A 21558-nucleotide genomic window follows, 5' to 3' on the forward strand; every position below is an offset into this window, starting at 1 on the left:
GACAGGATTGACCATTCGTGGTCGGTGAGTTCGTAGCGGCGGCGCGTCATTCCAAGGCTCCCTCATTCGGAAGCCTTGAATCATCGGCGCGACTAAACAACAAGTGGTTTTATGAGTTTACGACCTAGGGGGGTCGAAGATGACCTTTGATAACGACGTTGAGCTGGCGCTTGCTACCGCCTGCGAAGAACTTGAGATGACGCGACAAGATATGATCCGCCTCATCATGCGCGAATGGCTGGAGCAGTACGGTTTTCTACCGTTCCGTGAGCTGCACAAGGGCAGCGAAACAAAGGAAATGCATAGTACCGAAGTCGCTGGCTAACTCAGCTCGAGCACCCCCGCACCATCCTCTCGCTCCCTGATCCCCTTGAAACGAGGCGTGCCGTAGCTTCCCGTCATCCGTCCAGGCGCGATATTCGACCTCGGCAAGCTAGGGCCGGCGAATGAACCAAAGGGCCAACTTATCCGTTAGCGCCTGAACGGAGGCGGAACGGAGGCGGCGATGGAGCAGCACCAAATGATGAGCATGGGGTGGGGCCGTTTCGTGGCGATGATCGCCACATCGACGGTCATCATGTTCTTTCTGATGTACCAGCTCGTTTACAGTTGGGACCATGCGCTGTTCAGCTTGACCCGGTTCATTTCCTCCCTGGTGATGGGCTGCGTCATGACAGCGGTAATGCTGGGTTTCATGTGGCGGATGTACCGGCCAGAGGTCGCGAAAATTGCCGTACTTGCGGTGGCGATCATCGGATGCGGGGTGCTGCTGATGGTGAACCGCAGCCAAGCGCTAATCGGCGATATCGACTTCATGAAAGCGATGATCCCGCACCACTCCATAGCCATTAACAACGCTCGACAGGCTGACATTCGTGATCCGCGTGTGCGCTATTTGGCAGACAGGATTACTCGTGATCAGGTGAAGGAAATTGCCGAAATGAAAATGCTGATCGAGGACATTGAGCAGCATGGCAGGCGCGCCAACGAACCGCTGGCTGCCGGTCCTGCGACTTTGAAGACCGAGGGTGCGAGCGAGGCACGGGATTTGTTGAGCGGCAAGTTACTGACGGAAAAGCCGCTGTAGCCGAGACCCGCTAGTTGGCCCCTTGCTCTGAGCACCAGCCGGAATGGAACTCTGGGCCCGCAGCTAATCAACATTGACACCACTCGCCCGCTGCCAGGTTCGGCGCGCGCGTGTTTGGTTAGTTAAGCAGCAACTTAATAAAGACTTAATTTTGAGGGATAGCACCTATCTCAGGGCTTGCTTGGCCTCCGGTGCATTTCCGCCCCGCCCGTCAGACTCCCCCACTTCCGACACGCAGCCAGCCGTGCCGCTGCCTAATGGAAAACTCCAGCAGCGACCGTTGCAGCGTCCGTCACCGTTGGCTGTACCGTGTTTCAACACCTACCGAGCGGGTCCATTGCCCGACGCAAGGGAGGGTTGCAGTGAAGAGCAAACACGATGAGGACGCGAGCATTATCAGCGGCTGGGAGTCTCGAGGAGGAGATCCGGATCGGTCTGGGCAATCCCACCAGTATGGCCGCCGCTTCGAGGGGGATGGGACCTATACGATCTATCATGTTTTCTCCGGGAACGTCGCAACGATCGGCGCCTGGAAGATGGAGGGGCTCAGCCCAAAAAATGCAGCGAGGGCATTGCGTGTATTAAACAACCCACCTGGAGGTCTGCGTTAATGACGAAATCTTATGTTGGAAGCTTTGGCTATCATTTCAGCTTGGTCGATTTCGTGATCAAGTCAATGCCCGTACTATGCATCGGAACGGCCATTGTCATTACCCTTTGGGAGGTGCTCTGGTAATCCCGCAAAGAGGGCCCGCTAGCGGGCCCTCTTCTAGATCAATCGACTAATGAGCAAAGTTAATAAATAGACGTCTGAAAGACGCGGGTATAACTCCCCTGACTTCGCCGGTCCAATCACTTTAGTAATTCGTAATTTACGACGTTCGGAAAGACCCTGCCGAATACCTACCGGACGGAAGCGGCATTACAGAGCACCAGCTACTGCAACGGCTGTTGACGCGATTGAAAGGTCAGCAGGCGAATGACTGGCAGAGATGGTGGCCGGACGAGGATGGCGGTGACCGATAGGGCACGCTCAACTTTATAGAATTCGTGCTCGCGACGCCTTTTGCGGCGAAGTTTGAAACTCTTCCTTGCCAGGTCGGCCAGATCACGTGCATGATCTTAGCCAAGATACGTGGCAGCCCAAGATCCCATGCGCTTGGGCAATGAAGAGGTCGCGCGATGTTGGGCAACACGAACAGGCAAACACGATTCTGCCTGCTGGCATCAACTTGCTGGACGAAGTTTTCACTAAAATTCTCACGAAAAAAGGCCTTCCGCGCGATAGCGAAGCGGCTGAACGGATCGCCAGAGCGCTATTGTCCATCACCAGTCCGGCGTGCGTGAGCGGGCCGCATGCGAGAAATGGTCGAGCGCGGCGAATAAGAGCTCTCGAACTGACGCCTATCAAGCTGATGCCAGCGGTGGTCTGTCGGCTAGAAGCTGGGAAACTGTCGTCACTAGGTCTTCTAAGGGGAACGGCTTTTCGAGCATGACACTGTTCGATACACCCTTTGACTGCCAATCTAGGGAGCCATGTCCACTGATATAAACGATAGGTAAATCCGCATTCTTCTCTCGCGCAATGCGCGCGACGTCCCAGCCGTCAGGGACCGAACCGAAGCGAATATCAGTCACCACTCCTGCAATTTCCGAGTCTGTAGAGTTTAGGAGTTCTATCGCCCTAAAGCCGCTCGTTACCGTCAGGACGAGGAATCCGGCGTCAGCGAGGGCGCCTTCAAACTCGATCAGGAGCAGTGCTTCGTCATCCGCGAGTAATATTGTAGCCGATTCCATGTCCGGGTCCTCGCGCGATGATATCTCGCCAACGCCGTGAGGCTCAAACAGTTCCCGTTTCGACAGAAGTAAAAGGTATTTTGCTCCCCCGGGCGGCCCGCGCTGAGCGCGCCTTCGTTGAAATCCTATCCCTTGGTTCGCAGTCCTAGTAACGGCGTGCGGCTGCGAAAACTGGTGACCCTCACTAACTCACGGAACCATCGCTGGTCCAGAACGTTGCGCGCCCAAATACCACAGCCCCGGAGTTTATGCTCTGCCCTGATGGGCTGTCCCGGGCAGAACGAACCGCGCCGAGCGAATGGCTGAGACTTCAGATTGACAGAGCGCCATAACGTCAGCTCCAGTCGGCTCCTGTACGCCCTCCAACTGCCGGAGCTGGCCTGAGCAGGCAGCGCCCTACCTCGCCGGGGGGGCTGTCAAACCCGGGCTACGGCTCGCAACGTTATCAACGCTTCGTCGAGTCGGGGTTTCTCCCCATTGCCTTTGCAAGCCATTTACGATTCACAAACCGTTCACTCTAGCTCGCCGCTTTCGGGCTTGCCTTTTGCTCGTCTGCGCTCGTCCAGCAGATTGAGCAAATCGGTGAGATCGTCCGCATCGAAATAATCCAGGCCGGTCTGCGATATGCCCTCCCATCGAGCAGGCCAGCCAGTGAAGCGATCAATCACGCTCCAAAAGCCGTTGCTGTCGTCATGCAATTCGTATCGCTGGGTCATACCGGCAGTTTAGCGCGCCCTTGATTGCTGCGCTACAGCGCCTACGCGCTGGCAACGATTGACAACGTTGGTGGCCGGATGACAACGACGACGGCGGCTTCGGCGGCGGCCCGCCCCTCGCCTCGAAATGGCGGCCAAATACAACGCTGCAGTCGGAACCATCTGCCCGGCTGATCGTTAAACCCGGTCTCCGACGGAGCGGCAGCGTCCTCGTTCCCTCCCATCGCCCCCCCCCCACGCATAAAGGCGCGCCCACGCGGTGACGTGGTCGTGATGGTCATGTGGAATTCCTGTGGTGGTGGTGACAGGTGAACAGGGGGGAACCGTCACAGACGGCGCCGAAGTCCGCGCGCTTCTCAAACGAACCCGGCATGCTGCGCGAGCAGATGAACTCGGGCACCGCCTTGTGTTTGGTCCATGGGATGGGCGGATTAAAAACGATAGGCGACTGTGCAGCGGTATATGCGATGCGACTCCTCCCAAGCGCATCGCCAGGTATCGCGTATCACTCTCGCCTGTCGCTGATGCATCGGCGCCAGGCTTTTCTTTGCACACATACAAAGAAGCGGCGACCTCAACCCGAAGGGAGCCCGCCGCAAGCAGCATGGCAACGACCGCGACGCTGCCGACAAGGCGGGAAGCCGTTTGAAGGGCTGAGCGATCGTGTATGATGCGAAGGAAACTCGGGGCTTCAAATGGCAAGTGTTCTTAATCAGGCGCTGGTTGACTTAATCAGCGAGCAAATCAAGCAGCGGCATGTGAGCGAACTCCGCGCCGTGCTCTCGACTGGCAACGAGATCACCATGCATGCGGAGTTCACGGTCGGCCGCGACTTCATAATCTATCGGACGGCGAAGGATAGCAGCGGCAAGTGGGCGATGACCCCGTTCGCTCACATCGTTCAGCTGATCGTTTAATTGCGGCCGCTCAGCCCTACAATCGTCCGTCACCGGGGCGCCATGGTAACTGACCCGCCATGCTTACTAAGCAGGGGTGCCGACACTCTCGAATAATTGCTGATGCCGCGACACGGAGCAGTTGACGGGCTCATAGCTTTCTCTACCATCAAGGTCTCACCACGGGAGGCTTAAATGGAAAGCGCAGGTGTAGGCTGGATTGCTGCAATCATCATCGGTGGGGTCGCCGGTTGGCTCGCCGAGATGTTCATGAAGTCCAACATGGGACTCATTATGAACATCGTCCTTGGTGTCGTTGGCGCGTTCGTGGCCAACCTTTTACTTAGCCTGATCGGCGTGAATCTCGGTGGCTGGATCGGGTACCTAATCGCCGGTTTCATCGGGGCCTGCATTCTCATCGCAGTTGCCCGAGCGATCAAACGATAAAAACAAGAAGCGCCAGGGACACGGATGCCGAGCTCAACCTGGCGCATGATTGCCATGTCGCGAACGACACCACACGCCGCCTGCCCTCGTAGGCGTGAAAGTCGAAAGGCTTGAAGAGAAGCCCCGGCATCGCCTCCAGAAGTACCTCCTGGAGCTTCTGCGGAACGATACCCGCTTGGTAGCGGAAGCCCTCAGGCAGATTGCGGCGCGGGTTTCCGAATAGGTCTCCTTGCACTGAAGCACCTCGTTTTCGGGACGCAAGCCTGCCTTGGAGAACATTCGAGAGGCTCGCACGTTCCCCGAAGCGCCAAGCGGGAGTTTACCGCCCGACCTGGGGGAGAATATCAATCAGCCGGACCGGACGCAGGCCTCTCGCATCCACCCCCACATCGAACTGCCGCGGGATCGGCTTCAACCTGCCATGGGAGTGCCCGTGCAGATTAATCGACTTCTTTCCCATCTGGTTCCATGTCCGGAACGGATAATGGCAAAGGACGAGCAGCCGTCCATCGACCATCAGCTCCGCGTAATGCTGCACGCTGTGCCAGCCGCTCGCCCCGGTCGTGTCGATCGGGTCGTTGTTGCCTACGATGAGGTGCTTGCGGCCGTTCAGACGGGACAGCAGATCTTCGGCAAGTCCGGTTCTCTTTGCCGCGAAGTCGCCAAGGTGCCAGACGTCGTCCTGCGGCGAGACGGTTTCGTTCCAATTGGCGATCATGGCGGCGTCATGCTCGGCCATATTGGAAAACGGGCGGCGGTCGATGCGAAGCACACGCGGATCGCCGTAATGCGTGTCGCCCGTGAAATAGATCATCTCGCCAACCGCTGTCCCTGCCCGGCCGCCGCGGTCGTACCGCATGCGAACAATCTTCGGAACATTCATCCGTTTGCCGGGTTCTGGCAACCCCTGCTGCCTCGCGCGACTGACCTGCCCCGCTCCGGTGCGCAGGATGCCGCGACTGATGCAAATCGAGAGGGTGTGCTCATGCCATCTCCCCACCGAACGCCTAAGGCGGCACCCATCCCGCCTGCCGGCTCAGCGCTGATCCTGCTGAAGATCAACGGCGTCGACCATTCCCTGTCGATCGACCCGCGTACCTCTCTGCTGGACGTTCTGCGCGAGCATTTGAGCCTTACCGGGCCCAAGAAGGGATGCAACCAGGGCGCCTGCGGGGCCTGCACGGTTTTGGTGGACGGTCAGCGCGTCCTGTCCTGCCTGTCGCTAGCGCTTCAGCTTGAAGGACGGGAGATCACCACGATTGAAGGCATTGCCAACGGCGAGCTTCACCCGCTTCAGACCGCATTTATCGAGCATGACGGTTTCCAATGTGGTTATTGCACCCCCGGGCAGATCTGTTCGGCGATCGGAATGTTCCGAGAACTTCAAAGCGGCTTGCCGAGCGCCGTGACCGGGGACATGGCCGCGGCTACGATCGAATTCTCGGACACCGAGATCAAGGAACGCATGAGCGGAAACCTCTGCCGTTGCGGGGCTTATGTCGGCATCTGCGAGGCGATCCACAGCGCATTTGACCGCAAGGTGGCGAAATGAAGAGCTTCGCCTATGCGAGAGCGACTGATCTGGAAGCCGCCGTGCAGCTCCTCTCCAAGACGCCGAATGCGAAGTTGCTCGGCGGCGGCACCAACCTTGTGGACCTGATGCGCGAGAACATCGAACAGCCGGACGCGCTGGTGGATGTGACCGGGCTGCCTCTGGACCGGATCGAGGAGCGGCCGGATGGCGGCCTTGCTATCGGTGCGACGGTGCGGAACACGACGGTCGCCGGTCATCCGGTCGTGCGGGACCGCTATCCGCTTCTGGCCCAGGCGATCGTGTTCGGAGCATCGGGCCAGATCCGCAACATGGCGACCGTTGCGGGCAACCTCATGCAGCGAACGCGTTGCCTCTATTTCTACGACCACGCGGCGCGCTGCAACAAGCGTGCACCGGGAGCGGGATGCGATGCGATCGGGGGATTCAATCGGATGCACGCGATCCTCGGAGCCTCGGACAGCTGCATCGCCACGCATCCGTCCGATATGTGCGTCGCCCTGGCGGCTCTCGATGCGAAGGTGAACGTCGTCGGGCCCAGCGGCGCGCGCACGATTGCCTTAGAGGACTTCCACCTTTTGCCGGAGCATACCCCCCATATCGAGACCGATCTGCAGCCCGGCGAACTTATCACCGGCATCGAGATCCCGCCGCTCGGCTTCGCCAGGCGCTCGCTCTACCGGAAGGTCCGCGACCGCGCGAGCTATGCTTTTGCCCTGGTCAGCGTGGCCGCCGCTCTGGAGATCGACAGCGGCAAGGTCAGGAACGTCCGCCTGGCGCTCGGGGGCGTGGCGCACAAGCCGTGGCGGGCTACCGAAGCCGAGCGCGTCCTGACGGGAGCGAACGCTGGTGCCGAGAGCTTCAGACAGGCGGCGGAAGCCGAACTCGCGCCGGCAAGAGGCCTAGCCCATAACGCCTTCAAGGTCGAGTTGGCGAAGCGCACGATCGTCGGCGTGTTGGGCGAATTGGCCGGAGGGTAAGATGAGCGTCCTGCAGAAGCTTATGGAAACCGTCGTCCAGTTCATGCCCGACAAGGCGCCGGACCCGCTCATCCACAAACACGGTTACCTCGGCACGCCCGTCAGCCGCGTTGACGGGCAGCGGAAGGTGAAGGGTGAAGCGCGCTTCGCCGCGGAATTCGAGATCGAACATCTGGCCTATGCCGTTCCGGTCTCCAGCACGATCGCCAAGGGACGGATTGTCGGAATCGACGCCTCCGATGCGGAAAGGAGTCCAGGCGTCATAACGATCGTCACCGCCGAAATCGCCCCGAAGATGAAACGACCGCCACTCATGGACGTAAGGCACATGGACAAGGGGTTCGCGGCCAGTGATCTCGCTGTTCTGCAGGACGACGAGATCAGTTGGAATGGGCAGCCCGTCGCGGTTGTCGTTGCCGAAACGCTCGAACAGGCGGAGCATGCGGCTTCGCTCGTGCGCGTCGACTATGATGAGAAAGCAGCGCGGGTTTCGTTCGCGGACCTCAAGGCGGAAGCGACCGTGCCGTCCGCCGTCATGGGCGAAGATCCGGAACTGAAGATCGGCAACCCGGAGAAGGCTTTCGCGGCGGCGGCATTCAAGGTCGACCATCTCTACCGGACACCGCACTACAACCACAACGCCATCGAGCCGCATGCGACGATTGCCGCCTGGGACGAAGACGGCAGGTTGACGGTTTTCGACTCGACCCAATTCGTAAACGGCTGCAAGCACGCACTCGCCGGGATGTTTGGCCTCAGGGGGGACGACGTGCGCGTCATCGCGCCATTCGTCGGCGGGGGCTTCGGCGGCAAGGCCGCCTTGTGGAATCACACCGCGCTCTGTGCGGCGGCGGCCGAAGTCGCCAATCGCCCCGTCAAAATGGCGCTCGCCCGCGAAGACGTTTTCCGCCTCATCGGCGGCCGCACGCCTTCGGAACAGCGCGTCGCGCTCGGCGCCGATGAGGATGGAAAATTCGCGGCGATCATTCACACCGGGGTGACGGCGACGACGACCCACGCCAAGTTTCCCGAACAATTTTCATTGACTCCGCGGCATCTCTACGCCTCGCGGACAATGTCCGTCGGTCAGAAGGTCGTCGATCTCGATACCGTCGCCAACACATGGATGCGCGCGCCGGGGGAATCGATCGGCACTTTCGCTCTGGAATCGGCCATAGACGAACTCGCCTACGCGATGAAGATCGATCCGGTCGAACTTCGCCGCTTGAACGAGCCCGAAAAGGATCCCACGAAAGGCACGGAATTTTCGAGCCGTCATCTCGTCGAGGCCTACCGGCGCGGCGCGGAAAAGTTCGGCTGGAGCCGGCGGCCGGCCGAACCGTGTTCGCAGCGCGATGGAAATTGGCTGATCGGACAAGGCGTGGCGACGGCCTATTACCCGGTCTTCCGCTTTCCCGCCGCAGTTCGCCTTCGCATTTCCGCCGACGGCAGCGCAGTCGTGCAAGCGGCGGCAAACGAAATGGGTATGGGAACGGCGACGGTGCAGATTCAGCACGCAGCCGACCGTCTCGGCCTGCCGCTGGAGATGGTTTCATTCCGCTATGGAGACTCCGCCCTGCCGGACTCGCCGATCATCGCCGGCGGCTCGAGCCAGACCGGCAGCATCGCCGCGGCGGTGCAGGTGGCAGTCGAAAAGATCCATCGCGAACTCATCAAGCTCGCCGGTAACGGCTCGCCGTTGGCAGGTGCAAACGTAGAGATCGAGGCACGCGACGGCGGGCTTTTCCTGTCCGGCGAGGGAAACAAGGGCGAGACCTATGCCTCGATCCTGAAGCGCGCCGGCCGTGATTTCATTGAAGTGGAAGAGACTTCGGGAATGCCGTTCGAGGTAATGAAGTACTCCATGGCCTCCTACGGCGCGCAATTCTGCGAAGCTCGCGTCAACCGGGAATCGGGCGAAGTGCGGATTTCGCGCTGGCTCGGCTCCTTCGATTGCGGCCGGATCCTCAATCCGAAAACGGCCGTCAGCCAGCTTCGCGGCGGGATCGTCATGGGGATCGGCATGGCTCTCGCGGAGGAAACCCTGCTCGACGCGCGCCGCGGGCGGATCATGAATCCGTCACTCGCCGAATATCATGTCCCGGTGCATCTCGACGTGCCGCATATCGAGGTCATCTACAACGACATTCCCGACGAACATACGCCGCTTGGCGCACACGGGGTCGGCGAAATCGGCATAACGGGCGCAGCTGCGGCAATTGCGAATGCCATCTTCCACGCGACGGGAAAACGCATTCGCGATCTGCCGATAACGCTCGACAAGCTGCTATGAGAGCGCTTTCAGAACGACGCACTTTCCTCGGAAGAGCCTTAGCTCCGTCCATCCCGGATCATCGAAAAATAGTCGTCGAACCCGACCTGGCCGCCCTTCAGAGCGACCTCCATGCCGTCCACCCTCGGATCGGCGCTATGCGCGGTGCAGAGAGGCGATCCCGGCGACTGCGGAAGCGGCAGCCGCAATGTAAGCGCGTCGACAGAAAGCTGGCCAAGGGCGTGGCTCGACGTATCGCCCCCGGCGATCACAGCGCGGCGGAGCCCGGCCCGCGTCACCAGTTCTCTCAGCAGCGATCCGAGCCGTTCGCCGATCCGGTGACGCGAGCCATCCTCCAGAGGAATGGCTTCGCCCCGATCGGCAGAGGGGCCGAGTGCGGTATAGAGAATGATGCTCCGGCCCTTTTCCAGACAGGCAAGCCCCCGCGCAACGGCATCCTCGAATGTCGAGCCGGCATCCGTCGCCGCGAGTGCGACTGCATCGAGCCCTATCCCCTCGAAACCGTTCTCCATCGCATGACGGATTTGCCGCTCCGTGGTCGGAGAGACGCTGCCCGAAACCACTGCGATCCGGTCGACCGGTCCAGGCGACGCGAATGCCGGCGCTTCGCCGAGCAGGCCAAGGCGACGCCATTCGCGAACGAGTGCATATTCGATGCCGGACGAGCCGCAGACGAATTGCCCTTCCGCCGTTCGCGTCCGCCAGAGCTGGCGCCCGACGACGGCCTGGCTCCCCTCATCCGCGACATCGAAAAGGACGAGTTGGTGATCCGCGAAAGCCCTGTCGGCGAACGCGTCCACGTCCGGCGACGCGAGTTGCACGAGGTCTACAAGAGCCGCGCTGAGCGATGTCTGACGCGAAAGGTGAAGGCGGATATCCGCCTCGTTCATCGGGGTTACCGGATGCCTGCTCATCACCGGATGGCGATCGATGCGGTAGGTTTCGCCGCGGAAAGGGGCGAACAGATTGCCGAAGGCGGTGTAACGGCGGATCTGCGGTGCGCCGATGACGAGCGGTACCGGTGCGGCGCCGAAGACATCCCGCCCGATCTCGATCGCCTTGCCTATGTTGCCGACACCGGGGCTCGAATCGAAGGTCGAGCAAACCTTGTAATGGGCGATCTCCGCCTTCAGCGCCTTCAGCCACAGAAAGGCCGGAGGAAGGTTTTCCGCCATCCAGCCCGGCGTCTGGCTGCGGCTGGTGCCCGCGAGCCCAAAGGCACGGCAATGGCCGAAGCGCTCGAAGAGCGAAGACTCGGGCACCTTGAGAAACAGCGCGGTTTCGACCCCGTGGGAGGAGAGTGCCTCCATCACGTCGGTCGAGCCGGTCAGATCGTCCCCGTAGTAGCTGAGCAAGGGAATGTGCATTGGGGTCTCCGGTCGCGCGGAAGTCAGGCGCCCTTGCCGACGGCGAATTTTTCGAGCGATTGCGCCAGTTCGGGGTGATCCCTGGCATAATCGGCCAACGGGATGCCGGCGACTGCCGCCTCCCAAGCTTGGCATACGGCCCTGACGCCGGCGCCGGGTCCGCCCGGATGGCTGACGATGCCACCGCCGCAGAGATAGAGCAGATCGGTCGTATGCCCGGTCCGTGCATAGGTCTCGGGCGCCTGTCCGCCCCATTGACCCGACGCTACGACCGGCAGCGGACAATCCTCCTTGGAAAAGAGCGGCGTGCTCACGGCCTCGAAGGACTTCACGAAGCTCTCGTCAGGTTCCCAGTATTTGACGCGGATGCCGTTGATCTGGAACTGGTCCACCCCCAGGAGGCGCCAGAATTGCTGCCAGACCGAAAACTCCATGCCCAAGCCGCCATGACGCGTGAGAATGTCCCACCCGTTGCGATGGGCGTGGAGAACGAGGCCGGAGCGCTTGCGCAGGAAAGCGACGCCGCCCATTCCGACGGAATTGATGTTGACGACCGCCGCATTGCCGCCGGCCGCGACCACCAGATCGTGGTTTCGCATCATCTCATCCGGATCGGTATGGGATATGCCGAAGGCATACATCACCTTCTTGCCGGTCTTCTGCTCGTGGTCGAGGATTCTCGGCATGATGGCTGCAATCCGCGCACTCAGCGGCGAATAGGCCGGGCTCATCAGCTTCTCGTCATCCTTGATGAAATCCACCCCGGAGGAAAGCAGGTCGCCGACGAGCATCGCCGTTTCCTCGGGCCGCAAACCCAGCGCCGGCTTGACGATCGTCCCGATGATCGGACGGCCTTCGACACCGGTCAAGCGCCGGCTGCCGGCAACACCGAACTGCGGGCCCGGATGCGCCGCCGCGAACTCCGGCGGCAGCTTCATATCCACGATGCGGATGCCGGTCATTCCCTTGATGGAATAGACGCCGCCGATCGCAATGGTCATCAAGGCGGAAAGATCCGTTCCCACCGCATCGAGCGGGAAGGCAATCTCCGCATCGGCCCGGTTAAAGCGCGTGGCATTTCCCGCCTCGTCCGGCCATGAGGCTCGATCGGCGGTTTCGAGGTGGCGGATAGCCACTACGCGAGCGGCCGCCCGCGCCTTCAACTCTTCGCTTTCGCCCGGCACCGGCACGAACGTTCCGGTCGACTGGTCGCTTGCGATCTTTCTCGCCAGGACTTCGATGTCTCCCGGGGTCTCGATGCGGTAAGTGATGCGTATCACGGCAGCGCTCTTTGCATTGGATTCAGTAGCGTCTCTCGTGCAACTGGTATAATGAGTATCTGAGTTAGGCAAGAGAAATCTCGCCTGCCGGAAGAAACCTGCCTATAGAGAATGATCCGCAAGCTGCTGGAGTTCACATGGTCATGCAATCCGAGCCCATCATCCGCAGGAAACTTTCCGACGAGGTGTTTGCGCGGCTGAAGGCGTTGATCGAAACCGGCGAGCTGCAACCGGGAGACGAAATGCCCTCCGAGCGGATGCTGATGGAGCGCTTCCAGGTGGGACGCCCGGCCATTCGCGAGGCGATGCAGGCACTTGCCAATATGGGGCTGATCGAGATTTCGCATGGCGAGCGGGCCAAGGTGCTGCAGCCGACGGCGCGGTCGCTGCTTCGGCAGGTGGATGCCGCGGCCAAGATCATGCTTGCGGCCTCCTCGGATTCGCTGGAACACCTGAAGAGCGCGCGCATCTTCTTCGAACGCGGCATGGCGCGGGAGGCGGCAAGCAGGGCCGAGGCCGCCGATATCGCGGCGCTGGAGGAAACCTTGAAGCGGCAGCAGGCGGCACTCAAGGATCCCGATGCCTTCATCGCCGCGGACATGGCGTTCCACACCCGCATTGCCCAGATTTCCGGCAATCCGATATATACCGCCGTCAGCGAGGCGATGCTCGGCTGGCTCAAAGAGTATCATACGGAAATGCTGATCTGGACCGGCCGGGAGAACGTGACCCTCACGGAGCACGAGGAAATCATCGATTGTATCCGCCGCGGCAATCCGGACGAAGCCGAGCAGGCGATGATCAGACACCTCGAGCGCTCCCGCACGCTCTATGCCCCGAAGGGCAGGTAGACCGGAGGCATCCCGCTCGGCTGCAGTCCGCTGATCAGGCGGTTCGCGTGCGGCCGAATGCGCGCAACAGCAAATTCACCGAAACGGCGATCTTGTCGATATCGGGAACGTCCCGGGAATAGCGCCCGGTGTAGAGCTTGATGATCATCTTGTCCCGCTCGAATCCACGCAGGTCGTAGTGAAGATGAAGGTAGTAACGCTGCTTGTCGCCGGTGCGGGTGATGTCCCCGCGCCGCTGCGTTACCTGCTTCAGATCCGCTTCGAGCGGCGCGAAGCCTTCGATGTTCAGCTTGACCTTGGTCGATTTGAACCGTGTTTCCGTCGAAACCGCCACCACCGCCTTGTCCAGCGAGAGGCTCACGAGGCGGCCTTCGAGGCCATCCACATCCACCGGCTCGTCGAGCTTGAACGCCTGCAGCAGGCGCCGCGGCTTCTCGAAGCAGATAAGCGAGGCGATGATCAGCACCACGATGTTGATGCCCGACCAAAGCGCAGCAATGGCCGAGAACGAACCCTCTACCCGCGCCGTCTCCGGAACGATGTTGATCAGGAGGCCCAGCGCGGTAACCACGATGAAGCCGGCGATCCAGGTGAAAGTATAGGCGTCGAAGACGTTCTCCTCATTGCTGCTGCCCTTCGGGGTCACCTTGAATGGCTTGCCGAAGGGCCTGACCAGACTCGAAAGGACGGTCGGCAGCATGCGGAAGGTCGAGAAGGTACCGACGGCAGTGGAAACCACCGGAAGGTAGCGCGTCGGCGTGAGCCAAAACATCAGCAGGAAATAGGCCGCGAGCAGGGGCACCTGGTTCGAGACATAGTCGGCGACATTCGTGAAATAGAGCGGCAGGGCGCCGAACCACAGATAGATTATGGGAATGAGAAGCACGATGAAGCGGACCAGATATTGCACCAGCCACGACATGGGCAGGAACATGACGCGCTGAAAGAGCGAGAGACCCGGCCCGCGTAAGGGGCCGTTGTGCAGGTAGAGCGTCTGGATACCGCCTTGGCACCAGCGCTCGCGCTGGACGAAATAACCGGTGAGATTCTCGGCCGCCAGCCCCATCGAGAGCCGCTCGTTGAGATAGCGCGTCTTGAAACCCCTGTTGAGCATCGACAGCGTCGTCAGCAGATCCTCGGTGATCGACTCGGTCGGGAAACCGCCGATGGCGTCTACCGCCTTGCGCCTCGCGATCGAACAGGAGCCGCAGCAGAAGCTGACGTCCCAGCCGTCGCGGCTCGGGGCGATCTCGTCGAAAAACAAGCGTTGCTCGTCGGGCCATAGGTTCTCCAGTCCGAGATTGGACTGGATCGGATCGACGTTGAAGAAGTGCTGCGGCGTCTGCACGATACCGATCGTCTCGTCCATGAAGAAAGGCAAGGTGCGCCGGAGGAAACTGCGATAGGGCACGAAATCGGCATCGAAGACTGCGATGAAATCGCCTGAGCTGACGCGCAATCCGTTGTTCATGTTCCCGGCCTTAGCATGCGCGTTGTCGCTGCGCGTCACATGGATCGCACCGCGCCCCTCGCAGAAAGTCCTGAGCCAGTCGCGCCGGCCGTCGTCGAGCACATAGACCTTCAGCTTGTCCTTGGGATGATCGAGCGCAAGCGCCCCGACGATCGTCCGTTCCAGAACGTCGAGCGGCTCGTTGTAGGTCGGTATGAAGACGTCGACCGTGGGAAGTTCCCGTTCGTCTCGCTCAAAGAACTGCCGCTCGAGCCGATCCCCCTCGGCGCTGCGGTCGACGTAGCGGCTCATCAGGATGAGGAAGAGCACGACCTCCGAAAAGGCGAGGAACTCCACGATGAAGACGAACCAGACCCAATAGAAATTGGCGCCGTCGTTCGGATAGGGAAGAACGGTCTCGGTGAAGCGCCAGATCAGGTAACGCAGCGCGATGGCAGCGACGAAGACGCAGGTGACAGCGCGCGACCAGCTCCTGTGGCGCGACCAGTTGAACGGCCCGAGGAGAAAAAAGGCGATGACGAGTAAGGTCGGCGCCAGCGCTAGAAGAGACTGAACCACAAGCTTTGAACCCACTGCGCCAGGTGAAGGCTGCGCTTGGAGAAACGAACCTGGGCCGTTCGCCCGACCTGACAGAAATTCGCGAAATCGGTGTTGAGTGCCGACGGAGCGAGCGTGACGCGGATGCGGGCATTTCGCTCCTCGGTCTCCGGCTCGTTGGCGGCCAGCGTGTCCTTTTCCACGACCGCGGACGACCCCCTGACCGCTTGCACGCGGCCTTTGAAGACATCTCCGCGACCGAAGAGCCGGACCTCCGCCTCGCGGCCGGGATAGATCTCGTCATAATCGACTTCAGGAACCAGAATATCGACGAACAGCTCGCGGCAGTCGAGGATGCGCATCATCTCGTTGTTCAGAATGACATTGGAACCGCTGACCACGTTGCGGCTCCAAACGACGCCATCGATGGGCGACGGGATCGTCGCGGCTTCGAGACTGAGAACCCGCCTCTCCTCCTCGGCTATCTGCTCGTCCGTCTGTTTTGCCCGTGCCTCGTTCTCCGCGATCCGCGTATTGAGATCGTGGATGCGGACGATCACCTCGTCCTGGCGCTGTCTGGAATAAGGCACGTCGTTCTGGCCATCGCCGACGATGAATATGCCCTGACGCACGGCTTTGAGGCGTTGCTGCAGCAGTTCCACGGTCAAATTGCTGATCTCGAGTTCGCCGCCGGCGGCCGCACCGGCGGCTTCCGCCGCCTCCACCATCTTGCGGGTGAATATCCCCTTGGCCTCGAGGTCCTGCCGCCGGACGAGGTCGACCCTCGCTACGACGTCCTGCGCGCGCGACACTTCGACCCTCTTCTGCAGGATCTGAACCTCGCGCTCCAGGCTGGCGATGGTCGCGTTCCTGAAAATGTCGAGCCGCCCGGCTAGATCATCCCGCAATCGCGCGAGTTCATCCCGCTCCCGCCGCAGCGCCGCGACGCGCTCGACGGCGGTTCGATGATCGGTGCGCAGCGACGCCAGGATCGCTCTGTTGACACGCTGGTTACGGATCGTCGCGAGCGTTTCACCCTCTGCCACCGGCGTTCCGATCCGAGGCGCCGGTTTCTCGATCTCACCGTCGATCGGCGCATTTATCACGGCAAGGCGTGCGTTTACCGTCCCATCCAGGCTGCTGTAGCCAGTCAACCCGGGCAGCAGGACGGCAATTGCAAGCGCCAGGAGGAGGATGCCGACGGTAATACGTGTGAGCCGATGGTTGAGGATCATGTCAAATTACTCACTCGGGTCAGCCGGTTCGGCTGATACGCTGCTGCAACTCTTCTCGCGACGCCGCGCCCCAACTCAAGTCCGGCTCGCCGCATCCCGTCACGATTGAATGGTATTCTTTGCTGAGCAACCCTCAAATTTGCATGTTTCCGTGGTGAACTGCGCAAAACTTCGGCGAGTGACGGAGAGTGCCCGCATTACTCTAAGGTTTAAGGATAGCGCGCCGACGTTTTTTTGCGATAGGTCGGAGGGCCGCCGGGCTTCCCCTAACAAGGGACGGGTCGCCCGGATCGCCATCTTTTACGAACGACGGAGACAGAAATGGGACAAGCCGTACGAATCCCCACGAACGAGCGTCAAAGGTTGCTCGCAGTCCGTTCGCTCAATTCAATCGGCAGCGCTCCCACGCCCGAACTCGCAACACTGGCCGAGCTTGCCAAGGGCATCTTCGACGTTTCCTACGCCGCCATAAACATCATCGACGAAGACTGGCAGCGGATCGCCGGTCAGGCGGGCTTGAGGATCGGCGAATGCTCGCGCGAGATGTCCATATGCACGCGGGTCGCCTTCGCGGACGAACTCCTCATTATCCCGGATCTGGCGGAAGACCGTGAACTGAAAACGAGACCGTATGTGGTCGGAAGCCCGCACTTCCGCTTTTACGCCGGCGCGCCCGTCTATGTCGAGAACCTGCCCGTCGGCAGCTTCTGCATCCTCGATGGCCGGCCAAGGGATCTTTCCGACGAGCAGGCGCAGAACCTGCGCCGATTTGCGGCGGTCGCCAGTGCGCTTTTGAGCCTGCAGAAGGCGAATCTCGTCATGGGCCTCGCCCATAACCAATTACAGAATGCGGCCATCACCGATCCGTTGACGGGCCTGTTCAACCGCTCGGCCCTGTCGTCGATCGTCGACGGGGCTCTCCACCACGCGATCACGGCGGGTCAGACCTTCGGGGCTCTTTATCTCGACATGGATGGATTCAAGGCGATCAACGACGAGCTTGGCCATCACGCCGGCGACGAGGTTCTGTACGAGGCCGCCAACCGGATTCGCTCGGTCATCAGAGCAGGCGACATCGCGATCCGCATGGGCGGCGACGAATTCGCCGTTTTCATTCCGAATCCGCCCAATGCACCGGCGTTCGCAGCGGTTTCGCAGCGGCTGGTCGCGGCCTTTCGCGAACCCTTCCAGGTAGACGGCAAGGCGGTCCTCGCACGCATCAGCATCGTCGGCGCCCTCGCCCCGTCCAACGGGCAGCAACGAGCGGAGCTGCTGAACAGTTGCGACAGGGCTCTCTACGCGGCAAAGCGTGACGGTCGCGACCGTTTCGTCGTCCTCGACGCCTGACGGAAAGGCAACGACAATGAGAGCTGCATGGTACGAGAAAAATGGCGCCGCCCGCGATGTCCTGGAGGTTGGCAGCCTTCCCGAGCCTATCCCCGGCCCCGGAGAGGTCCGCGTCCGCATACATGCGTCCGGCGTCAATCCGTCCGACGTGAAGGCCAGGGCGGGACGGCCCCTCATTGCCGGGAGAATGATCCCGCACAGTGATGGCGCGGGCATTATCGACGCCGTGGGAACGGGCGTCGCAGGCGAGCGCATCGGCGAGCGGGTATGGACCTGGAATGCCGCCTGGCGACGTTCGAACGGTACGGCTGCCGAATATGTGGTCCTTCCGCAGGATCAGGCGGTTCACCTGCCCGATAACGTATCTTTCGAGGAGGGCGCCTGCCTCGGCATTCCAGCGCTGACGGCACTTCGCGCGGTGACCACGGACGGAGCCGTATTTGGAAAAACCGTGCTGGTCACCGGAGGTGCGGGCGCAGTCGGCGCTTACGCCATTCAGTTCGCCAGGCTTTATGGCGCGGCGCGCATCGTCACGACCGTCAGCTCGTCGGAAAAGGCCGAAATCTGCACGCGGCTGGGAGCCGACTACACGATCAACTACAGAACGGAAGATGTCGTCGACCGGATAGGGGGCATCACCAACGGGCGCGGCGTCGACCGAGTCATAGAGGTGGACGCCGCCACGAATGTCGAGATGCTGCCAGGCATCATAGCGCGGGACGGACTTTGCGTGATCTACGGCTCCAGCAAGCCGGAAATCTCATTCGAGTTCTTTCCGATGATCCTCGCCGGCGCCGCGGCGCGGTTCTTCATCGTCTATGAGATGTCGCCGGAAGTGCGCGAGCAGACCGTCGGCGCGCTGCAGGGACAGCTGGCATCCGGGCTTCTCAGACATCATATCGCCGAAACATGCGCGCTGGACGACATCGCCGCAGCCCACGAGGCGGTCGAGAGCGGGAAACCGGTCGGCAACGTCATCGTTTCTCTCGCTCGGTAGGCCGCGGCAGGGCCAGGCGGTCTTCTGGTCGGTGCACATCTCGGAGGCCCCGGTCACCGGCGAGCTTCGCGCCTCCCTTTCCCGTGCGGGCGACAGTCGTCACGGAGCTCCTTTCACCCGGCATCCGCCTGGAAATCCTCGCCACTGCGGTCTGCTCCCCGGATTGAGCAGTTCAAGCGACAGCCCAAGCCGGCTGCACGCGTTGCTGCTGCAACGGAGTCCTTCGCCGCATTTGAGATTCTTGCGACTCGCGGCCTGGCCGGGCGGGCGGGCCATTCTCAACAAATTTCCGCGAATTCAAGCAGCGCGGCTTGACCGGCATGCGCATGTGGTGCTTACTGGTAATACCAGTTGGGACCATTTGCATGAACCCTGTGCTATCCGAAGGCGCCGATGAACTTGCGGGAACGGAAAAGGTGCTCTCCTTCTTCCGGGAGCAGCTGTTGTCCGGTGCGCTCAAGGTGGGCGACAGGCTGTTGGGCGAGAGGGAGCTTTGCCTCGCTCTCGGCGTATCGCGGCCGGTGCTGAGGGAGGCTTTGCGGTCACTCGCCAATCTCGGCTTCCTCGATATCCGCCATGGCAAGGGTGCTTTCGTGCGCAAGGCCGACGTGGGCGTCTTCGGTGATTTCCTGACGTTCTGCCTCGCCCAGCAGCCCGATATGCTCGACGACATCATGCAGGCTCGTGTCGCGATCGAATGCCAGGCTATCCGTCTTGCCTGCATCCGCGCGACGGATAGCGACCTCTCACGCATCGGCGGCCTGCTGACACGGCTGATGGACACGCTTCACGACGCCGAAGACGGGGGCGCTGCGGACTTCGCCTTTCACATGGCGATCGTCGAGGCCAGCCGCAGTCCCGCGCTCGTCACGGTTTACCGCTCGATATCCGACCTTCTGAAGCGCAGCCATGTCCAGCGGCGCGCCGAGACGAGCGACGCGCCCGGCATCACCGACTATCTCGTGGAGGCCCATCGGGAGGTCTTTCTGTCCATTCTCGCGCGCGATCCGGACAAGGCCGACAGGATGCTGCGCGAACATTTCGCCATCGGCGACGAGCTTCGGCGCAAAAGCTACATAGCTGCCTTCACCAGGAAGGGCGCGCCGCAAGAAGAGGAAAAAGAAGCAGACAGCTAGTTTTATCCAGGGAGGAGGAGAGCATGCTGAACTTTCTGAAACATGGCCGGATGGCCGGCGCCGTGCTGGGAGCCGCATTGTTTGCCGGAGCCGCTTCCGCAACCGAACTGCGCTACGCGCATGTCGGCGCAGAAGGGGACATCCAGACGGTCTATGCGGCACAGGCGGCGGAGGGCATCGCGGCCGCGACCGGCGGCGAAATCACCGTCACAGTCTATCCCGCCAGCCAGCTCGGCGGGGTTGCGGAAATGGTGGATGGCGTGCGCATGGGCTCGATCTCCATGGGCCATCATGATTTCGCTTCCCTCGCACGACTGGTGCCTGAGGTCGCCGTCTTCAACGCGCCTTTCATCTACCGCGACGGCGCCCATGCGCTCGCTGCGACGGACCCGCAGTCGTCGCCCGCCCTCCAGGCGATCAACGAAAAGCTCATCGCACAGGGCGTGCGGATCATCGGGCGCATCTATCGCGGCGACCGCCACATCTCCTCCAACTTCCCGGTAAAGACGCCGGCGGACCTTGCCGGCAAGCCTTTCCGAGCGGTCCCGCTCGAGCTATGGGTTTCGATGGTCAAGGGCTTCGGCGCCATTCCCACCCCGGTCGAGGTTGCCGAACTCCCGACCGCGCTGATGACGGGCGTGGTTGTCGGCCAGGAAAATCCGCTGACCATGATCGCCTCCAACAATCTCAACGAGGTGCAATCGCATCTGTCGATGACGGGTCACATGCGCGCCGTGCTCGCCGTCTTCATCAATGAGGAAGTCTGGCAGGGATTGAGCGAAGAGCAGCGGACGGCTCTGACGAAGGTCCTCGACGAGGAGGCTCAGAAATCGCTGAAGATGGCGACCGAATCCGAAGCCGATCTGGTGAAGGAACTCAAGGGCCGCGGCATGACCGTCATCACCGAGGCCGAAGGGCTCGACGTCGCGGCGTTCCGTGAAAAGGTCAGCGCCCAGATCCGGCAGGACTTCCCGAATTTCGCACCGCTCATCGAGCAGATCGAAGCGGTGAAGTAACCGAACAGCTGCAGGGGCAAGCCACTGTCCCTTGTCCCTGCAGCGCCTGTATTTTTCAGCCAGAATGGGAGGGGAGAAGATGCGTCTGCCCGAACGTGTCCTGACGATTGTCGTGGTTGCCGTGATGGCGGGGCTGGTCATCGTTCCGACGGCTCAGGTCGTCATGCGCAGCGTCTTCGGCCTGCCTTTCATCGGTGCGGAGGAACTGACGCGCTTCCTGCTCATCTGCCTGGTGTTCCTCGCCTATCCACTCGTGGTCGGGCATGGCGAGAATATCGTCATGGGCGAGTTCAAGGCGGCAATGTCGAGGAAGGCGCGCGCGATCGTGAATGTCGCGATCTCGGCCTGCGCGATCGGCGTCACGGGGTTCATCGGCTGGGTCACGGCCATGAACATCACCCGGAACCTGACCAACGCCACGCCGACCCTCGGCATCCCGTTCTGGATATTTCTGGGCGCCACGCTCTTCGGTTTCGCGGGTGCGGCGCTCGTCCATCTTCTGCATCTGCGCAAGCCGCCGCAGGCGGATAAGAACGTCGCAGTCTGAAAGGTT

The 21558-nt window shown here is 61.3% G+C and carries 20 protein-coding genes and 2 pseudogenes; 13 read left to right on the forward strand and 9 right to left on the reverse strand.

The features are described from left to right. Nucleotides 1–139: 139 nt before the first annotated feature. Complete coding sequence (locus CN933_RS25240; protein ID WP_102762808.1) at nucleotides 140–325, forward strand: hypothetical protein; 186 nt, start codon at nucleotides 140–142, stop codon at nucleotides 323–325. Here the strand turns inward: CN933_RS25240 and CN933_RS32055 are convergent. Further along, a pseudogene (locus tag CN933_RS32055) lies at nucleotides 322–433 on the reverse strand (ATP dependent DNA ligase); the annotation flags it as partial. The gene CN933_RS25240 and the pseudogene CN933_RS32055 sit on opposite strands and share 4 nt — an antisense overlap. Before the next feature lie 72 nt (nucleotides 434–505). Between CN933_RS32055 and CN933_RS25250 the strand changes: the two are divergent. After that, nucleotides 506–1087 carry a DUF305 domain-containing protein gene (locus CN933_RS25250; protein ID WP_102762809.1) on the forward strand — a complete coding sequence of 194 codons (582 nt, stop codon included), beginning with the start codon at nucleotides 506–508 and terminating at the stop codon, nucleotides 1085–1087. A gap of 1407 nt (nucleotides 1088–2494) precedes the next feature. Here the strand turns inward: CN933_RS25250 and CN933_RS25265 are convergent. Next, the gene (locus CN933_RS25265) at nucleotides 2495–2884 is read right to left on the reverse strand and encodes a response regulator (RefSeq protein WP_018098449.1); all 390 of its coding nucleotides are present in this window, start codon (nucleotides 2882–2884) and stop codon (nucleotides 2495–2497) included. Nucleotides 2885–3396: 512 nt separating this feature from the next. Beyond that, nucleotides 3397–3600, reverse strand: a complete 204-nt coding sequence (locus CN933_RS25270) for a hypothetical protein (protein WP_018098448.1) — start codon at nucleotides 3598–3600, stop codon at nucleotides 3397–3399. Nucleotides 3601–4295: 695 nt separating this feature from the next. Here CN933_RS25270 and CN933_RS25280 point away from each other — a divergent pair. Together CN933_RS25280 and CN933_RS25285 are read left to right on the forward strand one after the other, a co-directional pair. Next, nucleotides 4296–4517, forward strand: a complete 222-nt coding sequence (locus CN933_RS25280; protein WP_102762810.1) for a hypothetical protein — start codon at nucleotides 4296–4298, stop codon at nucleotides 4515–4517. 174 nt (nucleotides 4518–4691) lie between these two features. Continuing rightward, a complete protein-coding gene (locus tag CN933_RS25285; protein ID WP_018097861.1) occupies nucleotides 4692–4943 on the forward strand; it encodes a GlsB/YeaQ/YmgE family stress response membrane protein in 252 nt (83 codons plus the stop codon). Between the two features lie 61 nt (nucleotides 4944–5004). Here the strand turns inward: CN933_RS25285 and CN933_RS32455 are convergent. After that, nucleotides 5005–5178, reverse strand: a pseudogene (locus CN933_RS32455) (alpha-ketoglutarate-dependent dioxygenase AlkB); the annotation flags it as partial. Nucleotides 5179–5262: 84 nt separating this feature from the next. After that, entirely contained in the window at nucleotides 5263–5802 is a 540-nt protein-coding gene (locus CN933_RS25295; protein WP_164867016.1) for a metallophosphoesterase family protein, read from the reverse strand. Nucleotides 5803–5928: 126 nt separating this feature from the next. Here CN933_RS25295 and CN933_RS25300 point away from each other — a divergent pair, with 126 nt between their 5' ends. From CN933_RS25300 to CN933_RS25310, 3 genes are read left to right on the forward strand one after another with little or no spacing between them, the layout of a single operon-like run. Further along, complete coding sequence (locus CN933_RS25300) at nucleotides 5929–6495, forward strand: (2Fe-2S)-binding protein (RefSeq protein WP_102762811.1); 567 nt, start codon at nucleotides 5929–5931, stop codon at nucleotides 6493–6495. After that, a complete protein-coding gene (locus CN933_RS25305; RefSeq protein ID WP_102762812.1) occupies nucleotides 6492–7475 on the forward strand; it encodes an FAD binding domain-containing protein in 984 nt (327 codons plus the stop codon). The genes CN933_RS25300 and CN933_RS25305 overlap by 4 nt, the downstream gene beginning before the upstream one ends. Before the next feature lies 1 nt (nucleotide 7476). Next, nucleotides 7477–9768, forward strand: a complete 2292-nt coding sequence (locus CN933_RS25310; RefSeq protein WP_180980813.1) for a xanthine dehydrogenase family protein molybdopterin-binding subunit — start codon at nucleotides 7477–7479, stop codon at nucleotides 9766–9768. Nucleotides 9769–9806: 38 nt separating this feature from the next. Here the strand turns inward: CN933_RS25310 and CN933_RS25315 are convergent, their stop codons facing one another. After that, nucleotides 9807–11135 (reverse strand): four-carbon acid sugar kinase family protein, encoded by a 1329-nt coding sequence (locus CN933_RS25315; RefSeq protein ID WP_102762813.1) that lies wholly within the window; start codon nucleotides 11133–11135, stop codon nucleotides 9807–9809. A 23-nt stretch (nucleotides 11136–11158) separates the two neighbouring features. Continuing rightward, nucleotides 11159–12415 carry a 3-oxo-isoapionate-4-phosphate decarboxylase OiaX gene (gene oiaX, locus CN933_RS25320; RefSeq protein WP_102762814.1) on the reverse strand — a complete coding sequence of 419 codons (1257 nt, stop codon included), beginning with the start codon at nucleotides 12413–12415 and terminating at the stop codon, nucleotides 11159–11161. Nucleotides 12416–12552: 137 nt separating this feature from the next. On the opposite strand from oiaX, the gene CN933_RS25325 reads away from it, so the two are divergent. Beyond that, nucleotides 12553–13266 carry a transcriptional regulator NanR gene (locus CN933_RS25325; RefSeq protein ID WP_102762815.1) on the forward strand — a complete coding sequence of 238 codons (714 nt, stop codon included), beginning with the start codon at nucleotides 12553–12555 and terminating at the stop codon, nucleotides 13264–13266. A 34-nt stretch (nucleotides 13267–13300) separates the two neighbouring features. Here the strand turns inward: CN933_RS25325 and CN933_RS25330 are convergent, their stop codons facing one another. After that, entirely contained in the window at nucleotides 13301–15295 is a 1995-nt protein-coding gene (locus CN933_RS25330; RefSeq protein WP_102762816.1) for a glycosyltransferase, read from the reverse strand. Beyond that, the gene (locus tag CN933_RS25335) at nucleotides 15277–16509 is read right to left on the reverse strand and encodes an HlyD family secretion protein (RefSeq protein ID WP_102762817.1); all 1233 of its coding nucleotides are present in this window, start codon (nucleotides 16507–16509) and stop codon (nucleotides 15277–15279) included. The genes CN933_RS25330 and CN933_RS25335 overlap by 19 nt, the downstream gene beginning before the upstream one ends. A gap of 321 nt (nucleotides 16510–16830) precedes the next feature. On the opposite strand from CN933_RS25335, the gene CN933_RS25340 reads away from it, so the two are divergent. The 5 genes from CN933_RS25340 to CN933_RS25365 all read left to right on the forward strand — a co-directional run bounded on the left by CN933_RS25340 (nucleotide 16831) and on the right by CN933_RS25365 (nucleotide 21552). Further along, nucleotides 16831–17856, forward strand: coding sequence for a sensor domain-containing diguanylate cyclase (locus CN933_RS25340; protein ID WP_102762818.1), 1026 nt, complete (start codon nucleotides 16831–16833; stop codon nucleotides 17854–17856). A 16-nt stretch (nucleotides 17857–17872) separates the two neighbouring features. Continuing rightward, on the forward strand, nucleotides 17873–18853 hold the full coding sequence (locus tag CN933_RS25345; RefSeq protein ID WP_102762819.1) for an NADPH:quinone reductase: 981 nt from the start codon (nucleotides 17873–17875) through the stop codon (nucleotides 18851–18853). 365 nt (nucleotides 18854–19218) lie between these two features. Beyond that, complete coding sequence (locus CN933_RS25355; protein ID WP_180980814.1) at nucleotides 19219–19989, forward strand: FadR/GntR family transcriptional regulator; 771 nt, start codon at nucleotides 19219–19221, stop codon at nucleotides 19987–19989. A 23-nt stretch (nucleotides 19990–20012) separates the two neighbouring features. Next, the gene (locus CN933_RS25360; RefSeq protein WP_102762820.1) at nucleotides 20013–21005 is read left to right on the forward strand and encodes a TRAP transporter substrate-binding protein; all 993 of its coding nucleotides are present in this window, start codon (nucleotides 20013–20015) and stop codon (nucleotides 21003–21005) included. Between the two features lie 79 nt (nucleotides 21006–21084). Beyond that, nucleotides 21085–21552: a TRAP transporter small permease gene (locus tag CN933_RS25365; RefSeq protein ID WP_102762821.1), complete on the forward strand. Its 468-nt coding sequence runs from the start codon at nucleotides 21085–21087 to the stop codon at nucleotides 21550–21552. Nucleotides 21553–21558: the final 6 nt, after the last annotated feature.

Source organism: Sinorhizobium sp. M4_45, from assembly GCF_002885915.1.
GTDB lineage: Bacteria > Pseudomonadota > Alphaproteobacteria > Rhizobiales > Rhizobiaceae > Sinorhizobium > Sinorhizobium meliloti_A.

What these genes read in the sequence shown, in the direction of transcription:
- CN933_RS25365 (WP_102762821.1), top strand. Translation starts at nt 21,085, where the DNA reads ATGCGTCTGCCCGAACGTGTCCTGACGATTGTCGTGGTTGCCGTGATG.
- CN933_RS25335 (WP_102762817.1), bottom strand. Translation starts at nt 16,509, where the DNA reads ATGATCCTCAACCATCGGCTCACACGTATTACCGTCGGCATCCTCCTC.
- CN933_RS25325 (WP_102762815.1), top strand. Translation starts at nt 12,553, where the DNA reads ATGGTCATGCAATCCGAGCCCATCATCCGCAGGAAACTTTCCGACGAG.
- CN933_RS25265 (WP_018098449.1), bottom strand. Translation starts at nt 2,884, where the DNA reads ATGGAATCGGCTACAATATTACTCGCGGATGACGAAGCACTGCTCCTG.
- CN933_RS25360 (WP_102762820.1), top strand. Translation starts at nt 20,013, where the DNA reads ATGCTGAACTTTCTGAAACATGGCCGGATGGCCGGCGCCGTGCTGGGA.
- CN933_RS25355 (WP_180980814.1), top strand. Translation starts at nt 19,219, where the DNA reads ATGAACCCTGTGCTATCCGAAGGCGCCGATGAACTTGCGGGAACGGAA.
- CN933_RS25310 (WP_180980813.1), top strand. Translation starts at nt 7,477, where the DNA reads ATGAGCGTCCTGCAGAAGCTTATGGAAACCGTCGTCCAGTTCATGCCC.
- CN933_RS25250 (WP_102762809.1), top strand. Translation starts at nt 506, where the DNA reads ATGGAGCAGCACCAAATGATGAGCATGGGGTGGGGCCGTTTCGTGGCG.
- CN933_RS25300 (WP_102762811.1), top strand. Translation starts at nt 5,929, where the DNA reads ATGCCATCTCCCCACCGAACGCCTAAGGCGGCACCCATCCCGCCTGCC.
- CN933_RS25295 (WP_164867016.1), bottom strand. Translation starts at nt 5,802, where the DNA reads ATGCGGTACGACCGCGGCGGCCGGGCAGGGACAGCGGTTGGCGAGATG.
- CN933_RS25240 (WP_102762808.1), top strand. Translation starts at nt 140, where the DNA reads ATGACCTTTGATAACGACGTTGAGCTGGCGCTTGCTACCGCCTGCGAA.
- CN933_RS25340 (WP_102762818.1), top strand. Translation starts at nt 16,831, where the DNA reads ATGGGACAAGCCGTACGAATCCCCACGAACGAGCGTCAAAGGTTGCTC.
- CN933_RS25345 (WP_102762819.1), top strand. Translation starts at nt 17,873, where the DNA reads ATGAGAGCTGCATGGTACGAGAAAAATGGCGCCGCCCGCGATGTCCTG.
- CN933_RS25270 (WP_018098448.1), bottom strand. Translation starts at nt 3,600, where the DNA reads ATGACCCAGCGATACGAATTGCATGACGACAGCAACGGCTTTTGGAGC.
- CN933_RS25285 (WP_018097861.1), top strand. Translation starts at nt 4,692, where the DNA reads ATGGAAAGCGCAGGTGTAGGCTGGATTGCTGCAATCATCATCGGTGGG.
- CN933_RS25280 (WP_102762810.1), top strand. Translation starts at nt 4,296, where the DNA reads ATGGCAAGTGTTCTTAATCAGGCGCTGGTTGACTTAATCAGCGAGCAA.
- CN933_RS25315 (WP_102762813.1), bottom strand. Translation starts at nt 11,135, where the DNA reads ATGCACATTCCCTTGCTCAGCTACTACGGGGACGATCTGACCGGCTCG.
- CN933_RS25305 (WP_102762812.1), top strand. Translation starts at nt 6,492, where the DNA reads ATGAAGAGCTTCGCCTATGCGAGAGCGACTGATCTGGAAGCCGCCGTG.